At 62.1% G+C, this 19,673-nt stretch carries 15 protein-coding genes and 1 pseudogene; 6 read left to right on the top strand and 10 right to left on the bottom strand.

What is annotated here, in order from left to right; all coding sequences use genetic code 11:
- Positions 1-122 precede the first annotated feature (122 nt).
- The 8 genes and pseudogenes from ACW9JE_RS15410 to gcbA form a co-directional block, all read right to left on the bottom strand.
- On the bottom strand, positions 123-1,409 hold the full coding sequence (locus ACW9JE_RS15410; RefSeq protein ID WP_457433216.1) for a DUF3426 domain-containing protein: 1,287 nt from the start codon (positions 1,407-1,409) through the stop codon (positions 123-125).
- Positions 1,410-1,439: 30 nt separating this feature from the next.
- A complete protein-coding gene (gene prmA, locus ACW9JE_RS15405; protein WP_457433215.1) occupies positions 1,440-2,318 on the bottom strand; it encodes a 50S ribosomal protein L11 methyltransferase in 879 nt (292 codons plus the stop codon).
- A gap of 232 nt (positions 2,319-2,550) precedes the next feature.
- The gene (gene accC, locus ACW9JE_RS15400; protein WP_457433214.1) at positions 2,551-3,909 is read right to left on the bottom strand and encodes an acetyl-CoA carboxylase biotin carboxylase subunit; all 1,359 of its coding nucleotides are present in this window, start codon (positions 3,907-3,909) and stop codon (positions 2,551-2,553) included.
- A 17-nt stretch (positions 3,910-3,926) separates the two neighbouring features.
- On the bottom strand, positions 3,927-4,385 hold the full coding sequence (gene accB, locus ACW9JE_RS15395) for an acetyl-CoA carboxylase biotin carboxyl carrier protein (RefSeq protein WP_457433213.1): 459 nt from the start codon (positions 4,383-4,385) through the stop codon (positions 3,927-3,929).
- Between the two features lie 48 nt (positions 4,386-4,433).
- The gene (gene aroQ, locus ACW9JE_RS15390) at positions 4,434-4,886 is read right to left on the bottom strand and encodes a type II 3-dehydroquinate dehydratase (protein WP_175375534.1); all 453 of its coding nucleotides are present in this window, start codon (positions 4,884-4,886) and stop codon (positions 4,434-4,436) included.
- A gap of 132 nt (positions 4,887-5,018) precedes the next feature.
- The gene (locus tag ACW9JE_RS15385; protein ID WP_457433212.1) at positions 5,019-6,764 is read right to left on the bottom strand and encodes a protein-disulfide reductase DsbD; all 1,746 of its coding nucleotides are present in this window, start codon (positions 6,762-6,764) and stop codon (positions 5,019-5,021) included.
- A gap of 70 nt (positions 6,765-6,834) precedes the next feature.
- Positions 6,835-7,350 (bottom strand): annotated as a pseudogene (locus ACW9JE_RS15380) (methyl-accepting chemotaxis protein); the annotation flags it as partial.
- Between the two features lie 1,483 nt (positions 7,351-8,833).
- Entirely contained in the window at positions 8,834-10,504 is a 1,671-nt protein-coding gene (gcbA, locus tag ACW9JE_RS15375) for a diguanylate cyclase GcbA (RefSeq protein ID WP_224539062.1), read from the bottom strand.
- Positions 10,505-10,945: 441 nt separating this feature from the next.
- Here gcbA and ACW9JE_RS15370 point away from each other — a divergent pair, with 441 nt between their 5' ends.
- The 6 genes from ACW9JE_RS15370 (at position 10,946) to ACW9JE_RS15345 (ending at position 17,723) form a co-directional block, all read left to right on the top strand.
- Positions 10,946-12,013: a DUF2333 family protein gene (locus tag ACW9JE_RS15370; RefSeq protein WP_224539060.1), complete on the top strand. Its 1,068-nt coding sequence runs from the start codon at positions 10,946-10,948 to the stop codon at positions 12,011-12,013.
- A 3-nt stretch (positions 12,014-12,016) separates the two neighbouring features.
- Positions 12,017-12,577, top strand: a complete 561-nt coding sequence (locus ACW9JE_RS15365) for an NUDIX hydrolase (protein ID WP_224539058.1) — start codon at positions 12,017-12,019, stop codon at positions 12,575-12,577.
- A gap of 301 nt (positions 12,578-12,878) precedes the next feature.
- Positions 12,879-13,250, top strand: coding sequence for a translation initiation factor Sui1 (locus tag ACW9JE_RS15360; protein WP_224539056.1), 372 nt, complete (start codon positions 12,879-12,881; stop codon positions 13,248-13,250).
- A gap of 219 nt (positions 13,251-13,469) precedes the next feature.
- A complete protein-coding gene (speA, locus tag ACW9JE_RS15355) occupies positions 13,470-15,383 on the top strand; it encodes an arginine decarboxylase (RefSeq protein ID WP_224539053.1) in 1,914 nt (637 codons plus the stop codon).
- A gap of 232 nt (positions 15,384-15,615) precedes the next feature.
- Positions 15,616-16,932 carry a type VI secretion system Vgr family protein gene (locus ACW9JE_RS15350; RefSeq protein ID WP_224542041.1) on the top strand — a complete coding sequence of 439 codons (1,317 nt, stop codon included), beginning with the start codon at positions 15,616-15,618 and terminating at the stop codon, positions 16,930-16,932.
- On the top strand, positions 16,929-17,723 hold the full coding sequence (locus ACW9JE_RS15345) for a DUF4123 domain-containing protein (RefSeq protein ID WP_457433211.1): 795 nt from the start codon (positions 16,929-16,931) through the stop codon (positions 17,721-17,723). The genes ACW9JE_RS15350 and ACW9JE_RS15345 overlap by 4 nt, the downstream gene beginning before the upstream one ends.
- A gap of 27 nt (positions 17,724-17,750) precedes the next feature.
- Here ACW9JE_RS15345 and ACW9JE_RS15340 read toward each other — a convergent pair whose 3' ends face one another.
- Positions 17,751-19,097, bottom strand: a complete 1,347-nt coding sequence (locus ACW9JE_RS15340; protein WP_457433210.1) for an MATE family efflux transporter — start codon at positions 19,095-19,097, stop codon at positions 17,751-17,753.
- 148 nt (positions 19,098-19,245) lie between these two features.
- Entirely contained in the window at positions 19,246-19,539 is a 294-nt protein-coding gene (locus ACW9JE_RS15335) for a hypothetical protein (RefSeq protein WP_224542047.1), read from the bottom strand.
- Positions 19,540-19,673: the final 134 nt, after the last annotated feature.

The following is a 19,673-nucleotide window of genomic DNA, read 5'->3' as shown; positions in this document are numbered from 1 at the left end:
CTCGATGACCGGATAAAGGCTGAACTGAACAAAATCTGAACAGTTATTTTGTTATTGCCAGCAGTTTGGTCTAGGCAGGGAGCGTCAGGAATCCGCCGTCAGGACGGCATCGGTTAATCGTTTCACTCGGGGGAGTGGAAGCTCAGGCTGTAATTGACCGCCTTGGAGCCGGGGTCGAGGATGTCCAGCGCGATGTGGATCGGGGTTTGTGGTGGCATTTCCACCATGCCCTCGAGGTCGCCGTTGAGGTACTCGCCGGGCTTGAAGCGGCGGCTGGCGATCAGATGGCCATTGAGGTCGGCAAAACGCAGTTCCAGCAGCGGGAACGGCTGCGAGAAGGGCGCGCGGTTGTAGATGATCGCGTCGACCACCAGGGCGCCGCTGAAATCCGGGTGGCTGCGTACCACCAGGTTGCTGCTCTTGATTTTCGCGATGTCGACTTTCGATGGCACCGTGCAACCGATTTGCGGGCACAGTTGCTGGAACCAGGGGCGGTACTGATCCTGGCGTGCCAGTTCGTCGAAGTGGTAAGCGACGTACTGGCCGACCAGTGCGCCGGCACCGAGCAGGATCAGCACCAGCCAGAAGAAACGGCGGCCCCAGGGGGAGCGGCGTTTCTGCCAGTCCAGTTGCAGCGGATCGTCGGTCAGGTCCTGCAGGACTTCGGCGCGAACCCCAGGCTCGGCGCGTTCGCGTCGCTTGCGCTGAGGTTCGATGGAGGGCAGGTCGTCTTCGGCTTCATCGACTGCCGTTGCTGACAGGCGTTCGTGATGCTGCGGGGTGTCCAGTGGGTCATGCAGGCGAAGCTGCGGCGGCTGCGGTTCGTCGTCCAGCTCCACTGGCTCCAGCGACAGCGAAGGTTCGGTGCGAGTGTTTTTGGCCGGCTCGATTTCCGGTTCCGCTGTCACTGGGGTATCGAGCGCGTCGAGCGTATCGAGGTCATCACGATCGCTGATCGCTTGCGCGCGGTCTGCTGCGGGCTCGCTGAACAGGCTGTCGGAAGCCCAGGGTTCTTCATCGTTTTCGGCGCTGTCGCGGCGGGCACTGAGGCTGTCTTCGCGGTGCCGGCCGAACTCGGTGGTCGGCTGGATTTCCCGCTGTTCGAGCCGGGCGAGTTCCTGGTCGAGATCGAGGCTGTCCAGGTCCAGCTCGGTCGCCGTCCACTGCTTTTGACTGATCGCCCGAGGTTCGGCGGGGGTAGCTGCTTCCGCGGCGGGCGCTGTGGTGGCGGGCGATGCAACCGGGGCGACCGGCTCCTTGCCAGCCTGCTCAAGCAGTTGCTTGGCGGCGTTGAACACCTGCAAACAGGATCCGCAGCGAACGACACCGCGAGCCACGCTCAACTGAGCATGGCTGACGCGAAAGCTGGTTTGGCAATGCGGGCACTGGGTGACGAAGCTGTCGGTCATGCGGCGATCCGGTCTGTGCAGGCGCTCATTCTAGCGCCGACGGCCTGTAATGCGCACCCAGCCATCGCGATTGGCGATCGGGTCCAGGTCGAAATCCTTGGCGTAGGCCGCGGCGACCTCGTCGCCCTGTTCGGCGAGGATGCCCGACAGGGCCAGACGGCCTCCGGATTTGACCAGGCCGGACAGTTGCGGCGCGAGAGACACCAGCGGACCGGCAAGAATGTTCGCCACCAGCACGTCGGCCTGAACCTGCGGCATGTCCTCCGGCAGATACAACGGGAACAGCTCTTCGGCGATTTTGTTGCGCCCGGCGTTGTCGCGGGAGGCTTCCAGCGCTTGTATGTCAATGTCGGTGCCGACGGCTTGCCTGGCGCCGAGCAGCAGCGCGGCGATCGCGAGAATGCCCGACCCGCAGCCGAAATCGAGGACGTCGCAGCCCTTGAGGTCCTGGCCGTCGAGCCACTCCAGGCACAGGGCGGTGGTCGGGTGAGTGCCGGTGCCGAATGCCAGACCTGGATCCAGAAGCAGATTCACCGCATCCGGCTCGGGCGCGGCGTGCCAGCTCGGCACGATCCACAGGCGCTGGCCGAAACGCATCGGTTGGAAGTTGTCCATCCAGCTGCGTTCCCAATCCTGGTCTTCGATCACTTCGCTGTGATGCTCGGGCAGTGGGCTGCCGGTCAGCAATTCCAGATGGGCGAGTACCGGAGCGGCCTCGGTGCCGCCCTCGAACAGGGCCAGCAGGTGCGTGTGCGACCAGAGCGGAGTGGTATTGAGTTCCGGCTCGAAGATCGGCTGATCCTCGGCGTCCATGAAGGTCACCGACACGGCGCCCACTTCAAGGAAAGCGTCTTCGTAGGTTTCGGCTTGTTCTGGGCTGATGGCGAGACGGACTTGCAGCCAAGGCATGGCGGGCACCTTTGAAAAATATTGATGGCAGCCTGGCGGGCCGCGAGAAACGCGCAAGTTTACGCGAGCGCGAGACAGAAGACGACTGTGGGGTGCCGAGCGAAAAGATCGCAGCCTTCGGCAGCTTCTACAGAGTGTAGTTATGCAGGAGCTGCCGAAGGCTGCGATCTTTTGATTCTCTGGGAAACAACAAAGCCGCCCGAAGGCGGCTTTGTCGTGTGCCGGTTGAAGCTTAAAGCTTCTCGCCAGCCAGCTTGTGCTCGAGGTAGTGAATGTTCACGCCCCCTTTGCAGAAGCCTTCGTCGCGGGTGAGGTCGCGGTGCAGCGGGATGTTGGTCTTGATCCCGTCGACCACGATTTCGTCCAGCGCATTGCGCATGCGCGCCATGGCTTCGTCACGGGTTGCGCCGTAGGTGATCAGCTTGCCGATCAACGAATCGTAGTTCGGCGGAACGGCATAACCACTGTACAGGTGCGAATCGACGCGAACGCCGTTGCCGCCTGGAGCGTGGAAGTGCTTGACCGTGCCCGGGCTCGGCATGAAGGTTTTCGGGTCTTCGGCGTTGATCCGGCATTCCAGCGCGTGACCGCGGATGACCACGTCATCCTGGGTGAACGACAGCTTGTTGCCGGCGGCGATGCTCAGCATCTCCTTGACGATGTCGATGCCGGTGACCATTTCCGAAACCGGGTGCTCTACCTGGACACGAGTGTTCATCTCGATGAAGTAGAAGCGACCGTTTTCGTACAGGAACTCGAAAGTACCTGCGCCACGGTAACCGATGTCGATGCACGCCTGGACGCAGCGGGCGAAGACTTCCTGGCGAGCCTTCTCGTCGATGCCCGGTGCCGGCGCTTCTTCGAGAACTTTCTGGTGACGACGCTGCAGCGAGCAGTCACGGTCGCCCAGGTGAATGGCGTTGCCCTGGCCGTCGGACAGAACCTGAACTTCCACGTGGCGCGGGTTGGTCAGGAATTTTTCCAGATAGACCATCGGGTTGCCGAACGCTGCGCCCGCTTCGGAGCGGGTCAGTTTCGCCGAGGCGATCAGGTCTTCTTCCTTGTGCACCACACGCATGCCGCGACCACCACCGCCGCCGGCGGCCTTGATGATCACCGGGTAGCCGACTTCACGGCCGATGCGCAGAGCGGTTTCTTCGTCTTCCGGCAGCGGGCCGTCGGAACCTGGAACAGTCGGTACGCCTGCTTCGATCATCGCGTGCTTGGCCGAAACCTTGTCGCCCATCAGGCGGATGGTTTCGGCTTTCGGGCCGATGAAGGCGAAGCCGGAGTTCTCGACCTGTTCGGCGAAGTCGGCGTTTTCCGCGAGGAAACCGTAGCCTGGGTGAATGGCGGTAGCGCCGGTCACTTCGGCTGCGGCGATGATGGCCGGGATGTGCAGGTAGGATTGCGCGGCAGAAGCCGGACCGATGCAGACGGATTCGTCTGCCAGGCCCAGGTGCATCAGCTCTTTGTCGGCCTTGGAGTAAACGGCGACGGTCTTGATGCCCATCTCTTTGCAGGCACGCAGAATCCGCAGGGCGATCTCACCGCGGTTAGCGATCAGAACTTTTTCCAACTTCGCAGTCATCAAAGGCTCTCCGCGGTTCAAACGATGGTGAACAGCGGTTGGTCGAACTCAACCGGCTGGCCGTCTTCAACGAGGATCGATTCGATCACGCCGCTGGTTTCAGCTTCGATGTGGTTCATCATCTTCATGGCTTCGACGATGCACAGGGTGTCGCCTTTCTTCACGGTCTGGCCGACTTCAACGAAGGCTGGCGAGGTTGGCGAGGATTTGCGATAGAAGGTACCTACCATCGGCGAACGGGCAACGGTGCCGTTCAGTGCCGGTGCTGCGGCGGCAGCAGGGGCGGCAGCGGCAGCCGGAGCGGCGGCAGGTGCAGCAACCGGAGCAGGCATTGGAGCTGGTGCGTAGTACTGCTGGGCTGGAGCCTTGCTGTTACGGCTGATGCGTACGGACTCTTCGCCTTCCTTGATCTCGAGCTCGTCGATGCCGGACTCTTCCAGCAATTCGATCAGTTTCTTAACTTTACGGATATCCATGAATCATCAACTCCCAAGGGTCGGTCAGGGGCGTTTACCGCTTGTTGGTCAAGCTGTTGCCTGTATTTGAAGCTGTTCTAGCGCGGCCTCCAGGGCCAGCCGATAACCGCTGGCGCCAAGGCCGCAGATCACTCCCACCGCTACGTCGGAGAAGTAAGAGTGATGGCGGAAAGGTTCGCGTTTGTGCACGTTGGACAAATGCACTTCGATGAATGGGATGCTCACCGCCAGCAGCGCGTCACGTAATGCGACACTTGTATGTGTAAAAGCTGCCGGGTTGATCAGAATGAAGTCGACACCTTCGCCGCGAGCGGCATGGATACGGTCGATCAATTCATATTCGGCGTTGCTCTGCAGGTGCATCAGATGGTGGCCGGCTTCACGGGCGCGGCGTTCCAGGTCCTGGTTGATCTGCGCCAGCGTCGTGGCGCCATAGGTGCCCGGTTCACGGGTGCCAAGCATGTTCAGGTTGGGTCCGTGCAGAACCAGTAGCGTCGCCATCGGTTGTTCCCATGTTGTCGGTGAGCAATTGTCAGAACCCGGCGACTATGCCGCAAAGCCTTTGTGACTGTCCAGTTCTCTGCAATAGCCAGCACGATGTCCGATGTTTGCGCGAAATATATGACCGCTTGATTAAATCCGGTCATTCGCTTTGGCGACACGTTCGGCGAAGTCCCTGGCGTTGATTTCGCCGATGACCCGCACATCGGCGTGTTCAAGCCCGTCTTTGCCGAAAAACATCAGCGCCGGTGGCCCGAACAGTTTGTAGCGGTCGAGCAACGCCCGCTGTTCGGCGTTGCTGGCGGTGATATCGAAGCGAACCAGCCGATAGCCTTTGAGCCGTTCGACGACGATCGCGTCATTCAGCACTTCGCGTTCTATGACTTTGCAGCTGATGCACCAGTCGGCGTACCAGTCGAGGAGCAGCGGGTTGCCGGATGCGCGGGCTTCGGCGAGCAGGCGGTCGAGATCCTGCGCCGTGCTGACGGTTTGCCACGCGCCGGCGTCGGACGCGGACGCCTCGATCACGGCTGTCCGCGGCTGGCCGATCGGGTTGAGCGGATCGCTCTGGCCGCTGAAGCCGCCGTACCAGCAGGCCAACGCGTAAAACAGCAGGAACATGCCCATCAACTGACCCAGGCGTTTTCTCGGCGGTTTGTAGACGAATTCCAGCGCCCCCAGGAACAAGCCGACGCCAGCGGCCAGCAGGCCGATCAGCAGCAAGGTGACCTGGCCGGGCAGCACCCGGCTGAGCAATCCGATCGCCAGCCCCAGCAGCAAAACGCCAATCGCGTTTTTCACATAGACCAGCCACGGCCCGCTTTTCGGCAGCCACGCCGCGCCTCCTGTCGCCACCAGCAATAGCGGGGCACCCATGCCCAGGCCGAGCATGAACAGTTTCAAGCCGCCGCCCAGCGCATCACCGCTGGCGCTGATATACAGCAGCGCCCCGGCCAATGGCGCCGAGACACAGGGCGAAACCAGCAGGCTGGAAACCACGCCCAGCACCGCCGCGCCCCACAGCGAACCACCTTCGGTGCGGCCGGCGATACGATCCAGCCGGCTGCTGATCACCTGCGGCAGCTTGAGTTCGAAGACGCCGAACATCGCCAGGGCAAACAGCGCAAAGAACATCGCGAACGGCACCAGCACCCAGGCCGATTGCAGTCTCGCCTGCAAATTGAGTTGCGCGCCGAACAGACCCATAAGGGCACCGAGCAGTGCAAAGCAGGCCGCCATCGGCAGGACATAAGCGAGGGACAGATTGAAGCCGCGCAGGCCGCCGACCTGACCGCGCAGCACCACGCCGGAAAGAATCGGCAGCATCGGCAGTACGCATGGGGTAAAAGTCAGGCCCAGGCCTGCGAGAAAAAACAGCGCCAATTCGCGCCAGCCCCAGTCATGAACCACCGTGCTTGTGCCATTGCCATCGATCGTCAGGTGTTCGGTTTCCGGGGGATAACACAGGCCTTTGTCCGCGCAGCCCTGATAGGTCACGGCGAGAGTGAATGCCCGCTGATCGTTGCGCGGCAGCTCCACATCGAGAATGCCGTGGTAGACCTCGACGTCACCGAAGTATTCGTCGTGCTTCTGCTCGCCCTTGGGCAGTTGCGCCGCGCCAAGGCTGACATCCACCGGATCGGTGCGGAATTGAAAGCGATGGCGGTAGAGGTAATAACCCTCGGAGGCGATCAAACGCAGCTTGATCGATTGCGGCGTGCTGTCCACCAGGCTCAACTTGAAGGCTTCGCGAACGGGCAGGAAGTCGGCGCTGTTGTTGATCGACCCCAGGGTAGTACTGGGCCGGCTCTCCAGCAGGCCGGTGGCTGCGACCGGCAGGGCGAACACTAGAAGCAGCAGGCAGAGCAAGCGGCGCATGACGGTCTCGCGTATGGGGCTTGGAGCCATCATAGCTGAGCCCACGAAACATGGATCTACGCGGGAGGCGTTAGACGCGGAAGGCCTGAACGGCCGTATGCAAGCGCCCACCCAACACCAGCAGATTCTCCCCCTGTTCCCGCCCTTCACCAATACGCAGCAAGTTATCCCCACCCAACTGATGAATCCGCTCGCTGTGATCGCGAATCTCACTGACCGCGCCGCTCTGCTGCGCGGTGACATCGGCGATGCGCACCGCAGTATCGGAAATGGTCTGGATCGCCCCGACGATTTCATCCAGCGCGCCATCGGCTGCCTGGGCCTGATTGGCGGTGGCTTCGGCGTGTTCGACCTGGGCGCGCATGCCTTCGACCGACTGTCGAGCCGCCGTCTGCAGGCCGGCGATCAGGGTCTGGATTTCCGCCGTGGCGCCAGCGGTGCGCATGGCCAGCGAGCGGACTTCCTCGGCGACCACGGCAAACCCGCGCCCCATTTCTCCTGCGCGCGCCGCTTCGATGGCGGCATTGAGCGCCAGCAGGTTGGTCTGGTCGGCAATCGAGCGGATCACCGTCAGTACACCGCCGATCGTCGCCGACTCTTGTGCCAGATGCTCGATCATCTGTGCGTTGCCCTGGACTTCATCCACCAGCGCATGCAACCCGGTCAGGCTCTGGCCGATGACTTTCTGCCCGTGTTCCACCGCCAGCCCCGCATGACGACTGGCGTCGGCGGCCTGGCTGGCATCGCCGGCGACTTGCTGGATGGTCGCTTCCAGTTCGCCCAGCGAATCGCGGATCAGCGCCGTGTCACCGGCCTGATGTTCAGCGCCGCTGTGCAGGTCGTTGCTCAGCTCGGCCAGCGTGCGGCTGCTGTCCGCGACCTGCTCGGCGTTCAGGCGAATGGTGCCCACCAGATCCACCAGATAGGCGCGCAGACGATTGAGCGAGGCTTCTATGTCATGCAGTTCGCGGTTGGTCTTGCCCAGCTGGATGTCGCGGCTGAAGTCGCCTTCGGCCCAGGTCGAAAGGGCCGGGGCGAGATTGGTCAGGGTCCGGGCGAGCTTGCGTTGCAGGGTGTCGATAAGCAGGGCGATCAGCAGGATCAGGCCGATCATTACTCCCTGCATCAGGCGCACCTCGCCCTGGATCTGCCCGTGCTGGGCCCGTACCACCGGCTCCAGGCCGGCGATGGCCTGTTGCACGTCGGCGATTTTCAGGTGGGTCGCGGCGCTCAGGTCAGCGCGTTTCTGGATCTGGTCACGGGTGCGCGCCAGTTCAGCGGGGTAGCGGGTTAGCAAGCTGTTGAGCTCGCGTTTGAAGCCCACACCAGCGTCTTCGGTCGCGGCTTTCTCGGTGTTTTCCAGCCCCATCATCGCGGCGAAGTCATCGGTGTTCGATTCGTTGCTGACCGTCACGCCGAGCAATGGCAGGGCATCCAGCTGGCTGGCCTGGGCGCGGATGTTGCCGACTTCACGCTCGACATCGGCCGCCAGTTCACTGCGTCCGCTGCTCACCAGCTTGTCCCGGGCCAGGGACAGTTTGCCCAGATGCTGGGCCGCGGCGAGCAGGGGTGTCAGGTACGCCGCGTTGCCGCTGGCGTACTGGCTGAGTTGGTCGAGGCTGGCGCCCAATTCGCGTTCTGCTTGCAGCAGCAGGGCCTGCGGATCGCCCGCGAGTTTGCCGGCGGCGAGCAAGTCGGTTTTGCTGAAATCGTTGAGGTTCGACAGGCTCGGGCGCAGGGTTTCGGCCAGCGCCGGCGGCAGTTCGCCGAGTTCCTTCTGCAGGTTGTCGATCGCCTGGCTGGCGCTGCTCAGACGCAGGGCATCGCCGCTGGCCAGGTAATCCTCGACGTTGCGCGCCACATCATTCTGAAACTGCTGGGACAGGCCCAGGTAGCGCTCCATTAATAGATAGGGTCGCTCAAGGGCTTTTTGCGACCACCAGAGTGTGGCGCCAAGGGCCACGCACACGGCGACTAAAAGGAGGGTATTGAAATTGGTCAGCAGCTTCAGGCGCATCGCGGGACTACCAGTGGCGAAACGGTAAGCGCCTGAATTTATTGCGATTCTGTTACACGGTTATGACGGAATGGGTCGATTGGGATGAAAAAGTGGCACTTTGCTTTGACGCGTGCACGGCCTGAACGCGATTGCGTCCGGCCGCTTTCGCGCGATACAGCGCCTCGTCCGCCTGGCTCGCCATCAGCAGGCTGTCGGTGTCGTCAGACATTTCCACCACGCCGGCGCTGAAGGTGCACCACAGATCCTCGGGTTGCGCGGGGTAGTGGATCTCGGCGAAACGCTGACGGATTTCATCCAGCACCTTGTGCGCCGCTTCCAGGTCGGTGTCGGGCATGACGATGGCGAACTCTTCGCCACCGTAGCGACCGATGAAGTCGGTCTTGCGCAGGCGCTGCTTGAGAAACAGCGCCAGGCTCTTGATCACCCGGTCGCCCATGGGGTGGCCGTGGCTGTCATTGACCCGTTTGAAGTGGTCGATGTCGAGCATTGCAAAGCTCAAAGGCTTGTTTTCGCGGCGGGCGCGGAACGAACAATCCTCGAGCAATTGCAGGATGTGGGTGTGGTTGTACAGGCCGGTGAGGCTGTCGCGCACCATTCGCGAATTCAGATTGCGCGCCCGCGCCGCCCGGTTGCGCACGGTGGTGATCAGGTGCCGGGGTTTGATCGGCTTGGTCAGGAAGTCGTCGCCGCCTTCGCTCATGGCATCGAGCTGCTTGTCCAGATCGTCTTCGGCCGACAGGTAGATGATCGGCACGCTGACATAGCGGTCGTTGTGGCGGATCACTTTGGCCAGTTCGGTGCCGGTGCAGGCCGGCATGTACATGTCGAGGATGATCAGGTCCGGCTGGAAGTCCGCCAGCTCGGCCATGGCCTGGATCGGCTCGATCAGGGTGCGGGTGACGATGCCGGCACTATTAAGCAGGCGCTCGGTGTGCAGGGCCTGGGCGCGGGAGTCGTCGATGATCAGCACTTTATAGGGTTCGTACTGGGCGACGTTGGTCAGGACCTCGATTTTCTCCAGCAGGCTCGACGCTTCGAGGGTGCCGGTGAGGAACTCCTGGCCACCGGCGCGCACCGCAGCCAGGCGGGTCGGGGTGTCGGTCTCGTGCAGACTGAAGAACAGCAGCGGCATACGCTGGTCGAGGCCTTCCTGGGCTTCGGCGGCCAGTTTCAGGCCGATGCCGGGGCCGCTGAAGTCCACGTCCATGACGATCGCCGCCGGCAGGCGTTCGACCATCGAGGAGCGAAACGCCGCCACGCTGTCCAGGGATTGGGCGCTGAGACCGAAGAATTCCAGTTGCTTGGCCAGGCGCTCGGCGCGGTCGTGATCCTGCAGCATCACGTAGATCGGCTTGCGCAGTGGCGGCAGGAAGGTCTGATCGAGCTGATCACCGTGGCGCAGGCCGGTACGCGACAGACGCTGCATCAAACGGTTGAGGTCGGTGATCAGGCCGCTGCTCAGGCGCCCGCGGTTGGCGTCGACCGCCTCCAGCGACAGGGTGATCTGGCGCGCCAGTTTAATGTGTTCCGGCTGTTCGAAGCGCTCGGCGAAACGCAGCAGGCGCAGGTTGGCCTCGCTCAGTTCCGACAGATCGTTGGTCGACCACTCGCTGCGTTGCAGGCGCTGCCATATCTCAAGTATCTGACGTGCCTGATGAATTACCCGCTGGGCAAAGTGGTGCTTGAGGCGCTCGCGGCTGGGATCTTCTGGCTCGGTCATATCCTGACTACTAGTTAGGGGGCACGCTGAGGTCGACTGGTGGCTCTATGCTAGCATCTCTTTTCGATTGGATGAGTAGCAGACGCCAATATTCTGCTGAGTGACTGCATTCAGTTTGTGACCGGTCGGTCTGGAATTGGCTGATTGTTCGCGCTTGAGGCCCGTGGGGCGGGGCTTTCAGGGTTTTCCTTAGTGGGTATGCATCGGATTCGGCGTAGATGATGGGCCTTGGTCTCTGATGGTGTGCCAGCGTTAAACGAGCCGCGACCTTTCGTGTAAGGGTCTAGGGGATTCCCCTAGATGCGTGAGGCGGCGTGGTCTGTTTATAGCCATCCACAAGCTTATTTCCGACATGAACCCAACGGCGGGTGCCGGGCAAAGGCACGTTGTTGTATGGTTGTGGTCGAACCGTTGAACCCAAGAGCTTGAAAGGAAATCGCCATGCTGGACTGGAAGAACCGCGCCGGTAGCGCGCCCGAACGTGCCGCCGAACCGAAATCGGCTACCCGCAGTTACCTGGGCGGCCTGGTGTTCAGCCGGGCGCTGGCCACGTTGGTCGGTATCTACCTGCTGGTGACGATTGCGCTGGGCTGGTACTGGAGCGAAGAACCTGCGCTGTTCCCGGTGCAGCAGAACGCGCAGATGGCGGCCGAGAAAGAAGGCAAGCAGATGGTGGTCGGCTATACCACTGTCGAAACTCTCAAGACCGTTGCCGGGACCCTGCTGAACAAGCCGGGCGGTTACATTTCCAATGACCGTTTCCCGCCGGGCCTGTGGATGGACAACATGCCGAGCTGGGAATACGGCGTGCTGGTACAGGTGCGTGACCTGAGCCGCGCGATGCGCAAGGACTTCGCCCGTTCGCAATCGCAATCGACCGAAGACGCCGATCTGGCCAAGGCCGAACCGCGTTTCAACTTCGACAACAAGAGCTGGATGCTGCCGTCCAGCGAGTCCGAGTTCCAGGAAGGCATCAACTCTCTGACCCGCTATCAGAATCGCCTGTCCGATCCGAACCAGAAAACCGCACTGTTCTATGCCCGCGCCGACAACCTGAACAACTGGCTGGGTGATGTCGGCACGCGCCTGGGCTCGCTGTCACAACGGCTGTCGGCCAGTGTTGGCCGGGTCAAACTCAACACCGCATTGAAAACCGAAGCCGTGACGCCGGGCGTCGCACCCCAGGTTGACGAAGAAATCGTCGAAACCCCATGGATGCAGATCGACAATGTGTTCTATGAAGCTCGCGGCCAAGCCTGGGCCCTGTCGCACCTGCTGCGCGCCATCGAAGTCGACTTCGCCGATGTGCTGGCCAAGAAGAACGCCACGGTCAGCGTGCGCCAGATCATTCGTGAGCTGGAGGCGTCGCAGGAGCCGGTGTGGAGCCCGATGATCCTCAACGGCAGCGGCTTCGGCGTGCTGGCCAACCACTCGCTGGTCATGGCCAACTACATTTCCCGGGCCAACGCGGCGGTGATCGATTTGCGTCAACTGTTGAATCAGGGCTGAGTCATGGTCGACAGTTCCATCGACAACCTGCGCGAAGCGGCCCATCGGGCGGCGTCCGACGCCGAGCAGATCGCCTGGGTCGACGAGCAGGACAACCTGCTCGGCGCCCTTGTGCGCTCCGACCTGCGCGAGCGCGGACTGATCGGGCGGGGCACTTACATCATGTTGTTCAATTCCGCCGGTGAGCTTTGCGTGCACCGGCGGACCCTGAGCAAGGCGATCTATCCCGGTTACTGGGACGTGGCGGCGGGCGGCATGGTGCTCGCCACCGAAACCTACGCCGAGTCGGCGGCCCGGGAGCTGGAAGAGGAACTGGGGGTGAGCGGCGTCGAGCTGACCGCCCATGACCATTTTTTCTTCGAAGACACCGGCAATCGCCTCTGGTGTTCGGCGTTTTCGGCGGTGTGGGATGGCCCGTTGATTTTGCAGCCGGAAGAAGTGCTGGAAGCGCGCTTTTTACCGGTTGAACAAGTGCTGCGGGAAATCGAGGAAAAGCCTTATTGCCCGGACTCTCTGGCCGCGTTGAAACGCTATCTGCGCTCTCGCGGCGAAGACGTCGCATAAGCGCTATAAATTGGCGCCGATTGGCTCTTAGCAATCGGCGTTTTTGCCGTTACACTGCGCGACCTTTTCAAGCTGTAACGGCATTGCCTTACCTGTAGGAGCGAGCATGCTCGCGATGGTCGTCAACGATGACGCGGGGCACCTGACACCCTTCGTTGTTCCGGCCACCATCGCGAGCGTGCTCGCTCCTACAGAAAGCAAACCGTTGCAGTAGCGCTGCCCCTGCCTGAGTGGGGCTTCGCGGTCGATAGCCTTGCCCAAGTGCTGCGACCAGTCTTTGTCCTCCCATAGAGGATTGCCGGTGGCCAAAAAAGCCGCATCCTTCGCCGCCCTGGGCGGCCTGGTATTTTCCACCGACGCAGGTCGTCATTGCCCGGAATGCAGTAAACCGGTGGACGCCTGCATCTGCAAACAGACCGTTATCCCCGCCGGCGACGGCATTGCCCGCGTGCGTCGCGAAAGCAAGGGCCGTGGCGGCAAGACGGTGACCACCATCACCGGCGTGCCGTTGGCTGCAGACGACCTCAAGGACCTGGCTGCCACGTTGAAGAAACGTTGTGGCACCGGTGGGGCGCTGAAAGACGGTGTCATCGAAATCCAGGGCGATCATGTCGAGCTACTCTTGGCTGAACTGATCAAGCTCGGTTTCAAAGCGAAGAAATCCGGCGGCTAGCAGCCTCTGTGAAAACCACCTGTGGCTTGATCCGGTCCTGAAACCTCAAGGCCCGGCGTCGTCACCATGGTTTTCACAGAGCCTGTTCATGACCGGTTTCTAAACTCGTTGCGGTCGGCGGGGTCTACTCCCTCGTTGACGAACCGTCATTTTCATTCTTTAGACTGCGCCGGCCTGAAATCCAGGCGACGCACTATGACTTCTTTATAGGGGACTTCGATGTCCGTACGACGCACACGCAAAGACGATGGCAGCCAATGGACAGTTGCGGACAGCCGCAGTGTTTACGGGATTCGCCATTGGGGGGCCGGATATTTCGCGATCAATGACGCCGGTCGCGTCGAAGTTCGTCCGAACGGTCCGAACAGCTCGCCCATCGACCTGTTCGAGCAAGTCGACCAGCTGCGCAAGAGCGGCCTGTCCTTGCCGCTGCTGGTACGTTTTCCCGACATCCTGCAAGACCGCGTGCGTCAGCTGACCGGCGCATTCGACGCCAACATCGAGCGCCTGGAATACCAGAGCAAGTACACCGCGCTGTACCCGATCAAGGTCAACCAGCAGGAAGCGGTGATCGAGAACATCATCGCCACCCAGAACGTCTCCATCGGTCTGGAAGCCGGCTCCAAGCCTGAATTGCTGGCGGTGCTGGCACTGGCGCCGAAGGGCGGCACCATCGTCTGCAACGGTTACAAGGACCGCGAGTTCATCCGTCTGGCGCTGATGGGCCAGAAGCTCGGCCACAACGTGTTCATCGTGATCGAGAAAGAATCCGAAGTCGGCCTGGTGATCGAAGAAGCGGCTTCGCTGAAGGTCAAGCCACAGGTCGGCCTGCGGGTGCGCCTGTCGTCGCTGGCTTCCTCGAAGTGGGCGGACACCGGTGGCGAGAAATCCAAGTTCGGTCTGTCGGCGGCGCAGTTGCTGTCGGTGGTCGAGCGTTTCCGCGCTGCCGGCCTGGATCAGGGCATTCGCCTGTTGCACTTCCACATGGGCTCGCAGATCGCCAACCTGGCGGACTACCAGCACGGCTTCAAGGAAGCGATCCGTTACTACGGCGAACTGCGCAACCTCGGTCTGCCGGTGGACCACATCGACGTCGGCGGCGGCCTTGGCGTGGACTACGACGGTACGCATTCGCGTAACGCCAGTTCGATCAACTACGACATGGACGATTACGCCGGTGTCGTGGTCGGCATGCTCAAGGAGTTCTGCGATGCTCAGAGCCTGCCGCATCCGAACATCTTCTCCGAGAGCGGCCGTTCCCTGACCGCGCACCACGCGATGCTGGTGATCCAGGTGACCGACGTCGAGCGTCACAACGACGACGTGCCGCAGATCGAGAACAAGGAAGCGCTGCCGGAAACCGTGCAGTGGCTGGTGGACCTGCTGGGTCCGACCGACATCGAGATGGTCACCGAAACCTACTGGCGCGCCACGCACTACATGAGCGATGTCGCCGCCCAGTACGCCGATGGCAAGCTGACCCTGGCCGAAAAGGCCCTGGCCGAGCAGTGCTACTTCGCCGTGTGCCGTCGCCTGCACAACTCGCTGAAGGCGCGTCAGCGTTCCCACCGTCAGGTGCTGGACGAACTCAACGACAAGCTGGCCGACAAGTACATCTGCAACTTCTCGGTATTCCAGAGCCTGCCGGACACCTGGGCCATCGATCAGGTATTGCCGATCATCCCGCTGCACCGTCTCGACGAAGAGCCGCTGCGCCGCGCGGTGCTGCAGGATTTGACCTGCGACTCCGACGGCAAGATCAACCAGTACGTCGACGAGCAGAGCATCGAAACCAGCCTGCCGGTGCACGCGCTGAACGAAGGTGAGGATTACCTGCTGGGCGTGTTCCTGGTCGGTGCCTACCAGGAAATTCTTGGCGACATGCACAACCTGTTCGGTGACACCGACTCGGTGAACATCTACCAGAACGCCGATGGCAGCGTGTACCACGCCGGCATCGAGACACACGACACCATCGAAGACATGCTGCGCTACGTGCACCTGTCGCCCGAAGAGCTGATGACCCACTACCGCGACAAGTGCGCCAGTGCCCGCATCAGCGCCACCGAGCGCACCCAGTTCCTCGATGCCCTGCGTCTTGGCCTGACCCGTTCTTCTTACCTGTCTTCTTGAGGTAAGTCCTGCTCCCATCAGGTTGTCTGAAAATGTACCGACAGCGTCGGAATTTTCAGATGGCCTGGTGAGGCAATTCTCTTTTCCCTGCACGAAAATACCTGCGTCCTCGGCTATTTCAGGTATTCGTCCTCTTTTCGCGTAGGTCATTTCCCAAGTTGTATTTCCCCTCTCTACTCGGCCCTGCCACTCGGCGAAAATCCACGACCGACCCTCCTGTAGAGAATCGCCCATGTTCGATCCAGTCAACGAACCGTCATTTCGTCTGGACGTAGCTGGTCTGTCCGACGCCTTCGAGGTCCTGGCCTTTACCGGCAGGGAAGCGCTCAGCGAACCCTTCGCCTTTGACGTGGACCTGCTGATCGATGATCCCTCGCTCGATCTCGCCAGCCTCTTGTACCGCTCGGCCAGCCTGCGTTTCGGGCCGCAGGGCAACACCGTTCACGGGCAACTTCACGAACTGTTTCAGCGCGACCACGGCACGACCGTCAGGCTTTGCCATGTGCGCCTGGGGCCGAAGCTTTCGTGTCTGGCCCAACGCTTCAGCCAGCGCATCTTCAGCGGCCGCTCGGTGCCGCAGATTCTCGACCGGGTACTCAGGCAGCACGGCGTCGTCGGTGGCGACCGGCGTTTCGAATTGAGCGGCGATTACCCTCCGCTGGATTTCTGCACGCAGTACCGTGAATCCGATCTGCAATTTCTTCAGCGCCTGTGTGCCCGGGAGCGCATTGACTACCACTTCGAACATCGGGCGGGAGGGCACTGCGTGGTGTTCAGCGATCGACGGGGGCCGTTTCGGGTCGGGGACATGACGATGTTCAGGCCCGAAGGGGCGCAGCCGGCGGTACGGCGTTTCGAGGTTCGACATGGCGCCGGTAACCGGCATCCGCAGGCCGAATGCCAGACCGATCTGGCGACATTGCGCAGCGGCCAGTCGATGGCGCTGTCCGGGCATCCGATAGCGGAGTGGAATCGGCAGTGGCTGCTGACCCATATCGAGCATCAGGGCCGCCAGGATCTGTCGATTCCTTACCGAAATCAGGTGCGCGCCATGCAAGAAACAGCACCGTTTGCGCCGCGAACGAAATCGCCCCGGCCTGTCATGCACAGCCTGCAACGGGCATGGGTGGTGAGCGTCGATGAGCCAGAGCCAGCGAGCTCACGCCCGGTCGCCGTGCAGTTCGACTGGCTGTATCAGGGCGAAGGCGCGACGCCCAGTCACTGCTGGCTGCCGCTGGCGCCGACCCTGCAAGCCACAGGCAGCGCAGCGCTAAGAGAAGGCACGGAGGTGGTGGTGAGTTTTGTCGACGGCGACCCGGACCAGCCGATGATCACCGGGATTCTTCATCAGCCCGCTGCGCTTGAAGAGGCGGATACGCCTGCGGAGACGGAGCAATGCCCGCCTGAAGCGGTGCAGGACTGGCTGCATTCGGGAGAGCCCTTGCTGATGTTGTGCCTGATGCCGGGCGGAGGCAGTTTCAAGCAGTGTGAGCAGGCGATCTGTACTTGCCGGGCGGCCATGGGGCTGGCTCGAAGCGGAGCGGCGTGATGGCGGTGTATGCGGCCGATGTGCCGCCGCGCTGGTTGTTGCTGGATGTGCCGAGTGCACCGCAAGCGGGGGCTGCGCTCAAACTGGGGTTCGATCAGGCCCATTGGTATCGGTTGTTCGAAGGGACCGAATGGCACGCCCTGCGGGACCAGGGCCCGGTGCTGGTCAATCTGCTCACCTGCCCGATGCTTGCCGAAGTCTGCCAGCGCGATGCGCAGCATTGGCGTGGCTTGCTGCTGATCAGCGAGGCGTCAGCGCCGGTCTTGCTGGCCCATTTGCGGCGCATGCTCACCGTCAGTTTCGATGTCCATCACCGAGCCTTGCTCAGTTACTACAACCCCAATACCGCCAGTTATTTTTTCGATGCCTGCGATGCCGCGCAACTGAGCCGCTGGATGGGGCCGGTCAAACAGATTCGCTGGTTTGGCGGTACCTGGGCGGACAGGGCGGCGGGCCACCAGGGCTGGCAGATGTTGCTCAATCCAGGGCTGGCGGTCAGCCCGCTGGGCGTCGAAGAAACCCTCAGTGCGCGGCAACGGGAAAACCTGCAGACCTGCCTGCTCGAGCAGCATGCCTGGCATTGGAGCCGCTCCACCGCGACCGAATACGCACGCCTTTGGGCGCATCTGCAGGAAGGTCTGGCGCTGGGCTTTAGCGAGCGCCCGGTGCTGGATGCCTGGCTGTGGTTGCGCCTGCAGCACCCTGACGCGGTGCCAGCGCGATCGTCGGGGCGCACCCAGCAGGAACGCCTCGACAGTTTGCGCGACCGCTGGCAGAACCATCGGCCCTGATTTTTCGAGCCTCTGATTTTTCGAGCTTCAGTGCGCGCCGGTGAACCAGCCGTCATTGCGACGCAGGCGCCAGGCAATGATGCCCAGGGTCAGGCTGCGCAGGACCATGAACAGCAGAAAGGTTATCCACAGGCCGTGGTTGCCGAACCCTTGCAGCGCCCACGCGAAGGGCACCAGCAAGGCCACCGTCAACAGCATGCCATTGCGCATTTCCCGGGCACGGGTGGCGCCGATAAACAAGCCATCGAGCAGGTAACTCCAGACCGCAATTAGCGGCAGGACGGCGAGGTAGGGCAGGTAAATGAAGGCGGTGTCGCGCACGCTGGCGATGTCGGTCTGCATCTCGATGAACAGGTGTCCGGCCAACAGGAAGAACACGGCGAAACACAAGCTCGCCAGCAGCGACCAGCCGCAGGCTACCACCAGTGAGCGGCGCAGGGCATCGCGATTACGGGCGCCGATGGCGTGTCCGCACAGGGCTTCCACGGCGTGGGCCAGACCGTCCAGGGCATGGGCGGTCAGCAGCAGGCCGTTGAGCAGCAGGGCATTGGCGGCGACGGTGGCATCCCCCAGTCGCGCGCCTTGCACGGTGATCAGGAAAAATACCGATTGCAGGGCCAGGCTGCGCAGGAAGATATCGCGGTTGACCGCCAGCAGCGGACGCCAGCTCTGCCACAGCCGCAGCGCCGCCCAGACGATCTGCCCCGGATAGGCGCGCAGGGCCTGGCGGGTCATCAGCAGGCCGATCAGGGCGCCGGTCCACTCGGCTATCACCGAAGCCCGGGCCGCACCGACAACTCCCCATTCCAGCCCGAGCACGAACCAGAGGTTCAGCGCGATGTTGACCAGGTTGGTGGTGAGCAGGATCACCAGCGGCGCCCGGGCGTTCTGCGTGCCGAGGAACCAGCCCACCAGCGCGTAACTGGCCAGCGCCGCGGGCAGGCCGAACAGACGTGTATGGAAGAACTCGCGGGTCATCTGGTCCAGTTCCGCCGACGGCTGCATGAAGTGCAGCGCCACTCCGCTCAACGGCACGCCCGCCGCGCCCAGGACAATCGCCAGACCCATGGCCAGCAGCAGCCCCTGCAACAGAATCTGCCGCAGCGCTGCACCATCTCCGCGCCCGGCGGCCTGGGCGGCAAAACCGGTGGAACCCATGCGCAGAAAGCCCATCGCCCAGGCCAGGAAGGTATACAGACTGGCCCCGACCGCCACGGCGCCAAGCTGATGGGCGTGGGGCAGGTGACCGATGACGGTGCTGTCGACCAGCGCCACCAGCGGTACGGAAATGTTGGAAAGAATCATCGGCGCCGCCAGCGCCCACACCCGACGATGGGTAGGGCGGTCGCGCCAGTCGGCAATCAGGTTGGACATGCGGGCTCCTTGGGGAGCGGGCATTGTAGCGACACGGCATTTCAATGTGGGAGCGAGCCTGCTCGCGATAAGGACACAACATTCAAAATCTGTGTTGATTGTTAGTCCGCTATCGCGAGCAGGCTCGCTCCCACAGTTTTTGGTAGTGTCAGTGCATGATCCAGCTCAGCAACCACAACCCCAGCATCAACCAGATCAGCCCCATGATGATCGACGCATTCATGAACGCGCGGATCGCCGACCACAACAACACCAGGCCAATGATCAGGATCGCGATGCTGATGATCGACGTGTCCATGCCCAGCGCCCGGGACAGGCCGTCGACAAAATTGCTGCTGGCACGGCTCACCATCTGGAACAGGCCGCTCAGGGCGTCAACGATGAAACGGATGACTGTGCCAAGCGCCTGACCGAGCCATTCGAAAAAACCTTCTACCTGCATGGAATGAGTGTCCTGATGAAATGAGGGCATGGGTTGGGCTATCGATCACGCTACTGAGTTCCCCTCAAGCATAGAGCCTTGCACGCAACCTGTGGGAGCGGGCTTGCTCGCGAAGGCGGTGTGTCAGTCGACAT

Source organism: Pseudomonas sp. SDO55104_S430, assembly GCF_054070595.1.
The sequence above is the reverse complement of the archived record's forward strand: the minus strand, read 5'-3'. Positions and strand labels throughout refer to the sequence as shown.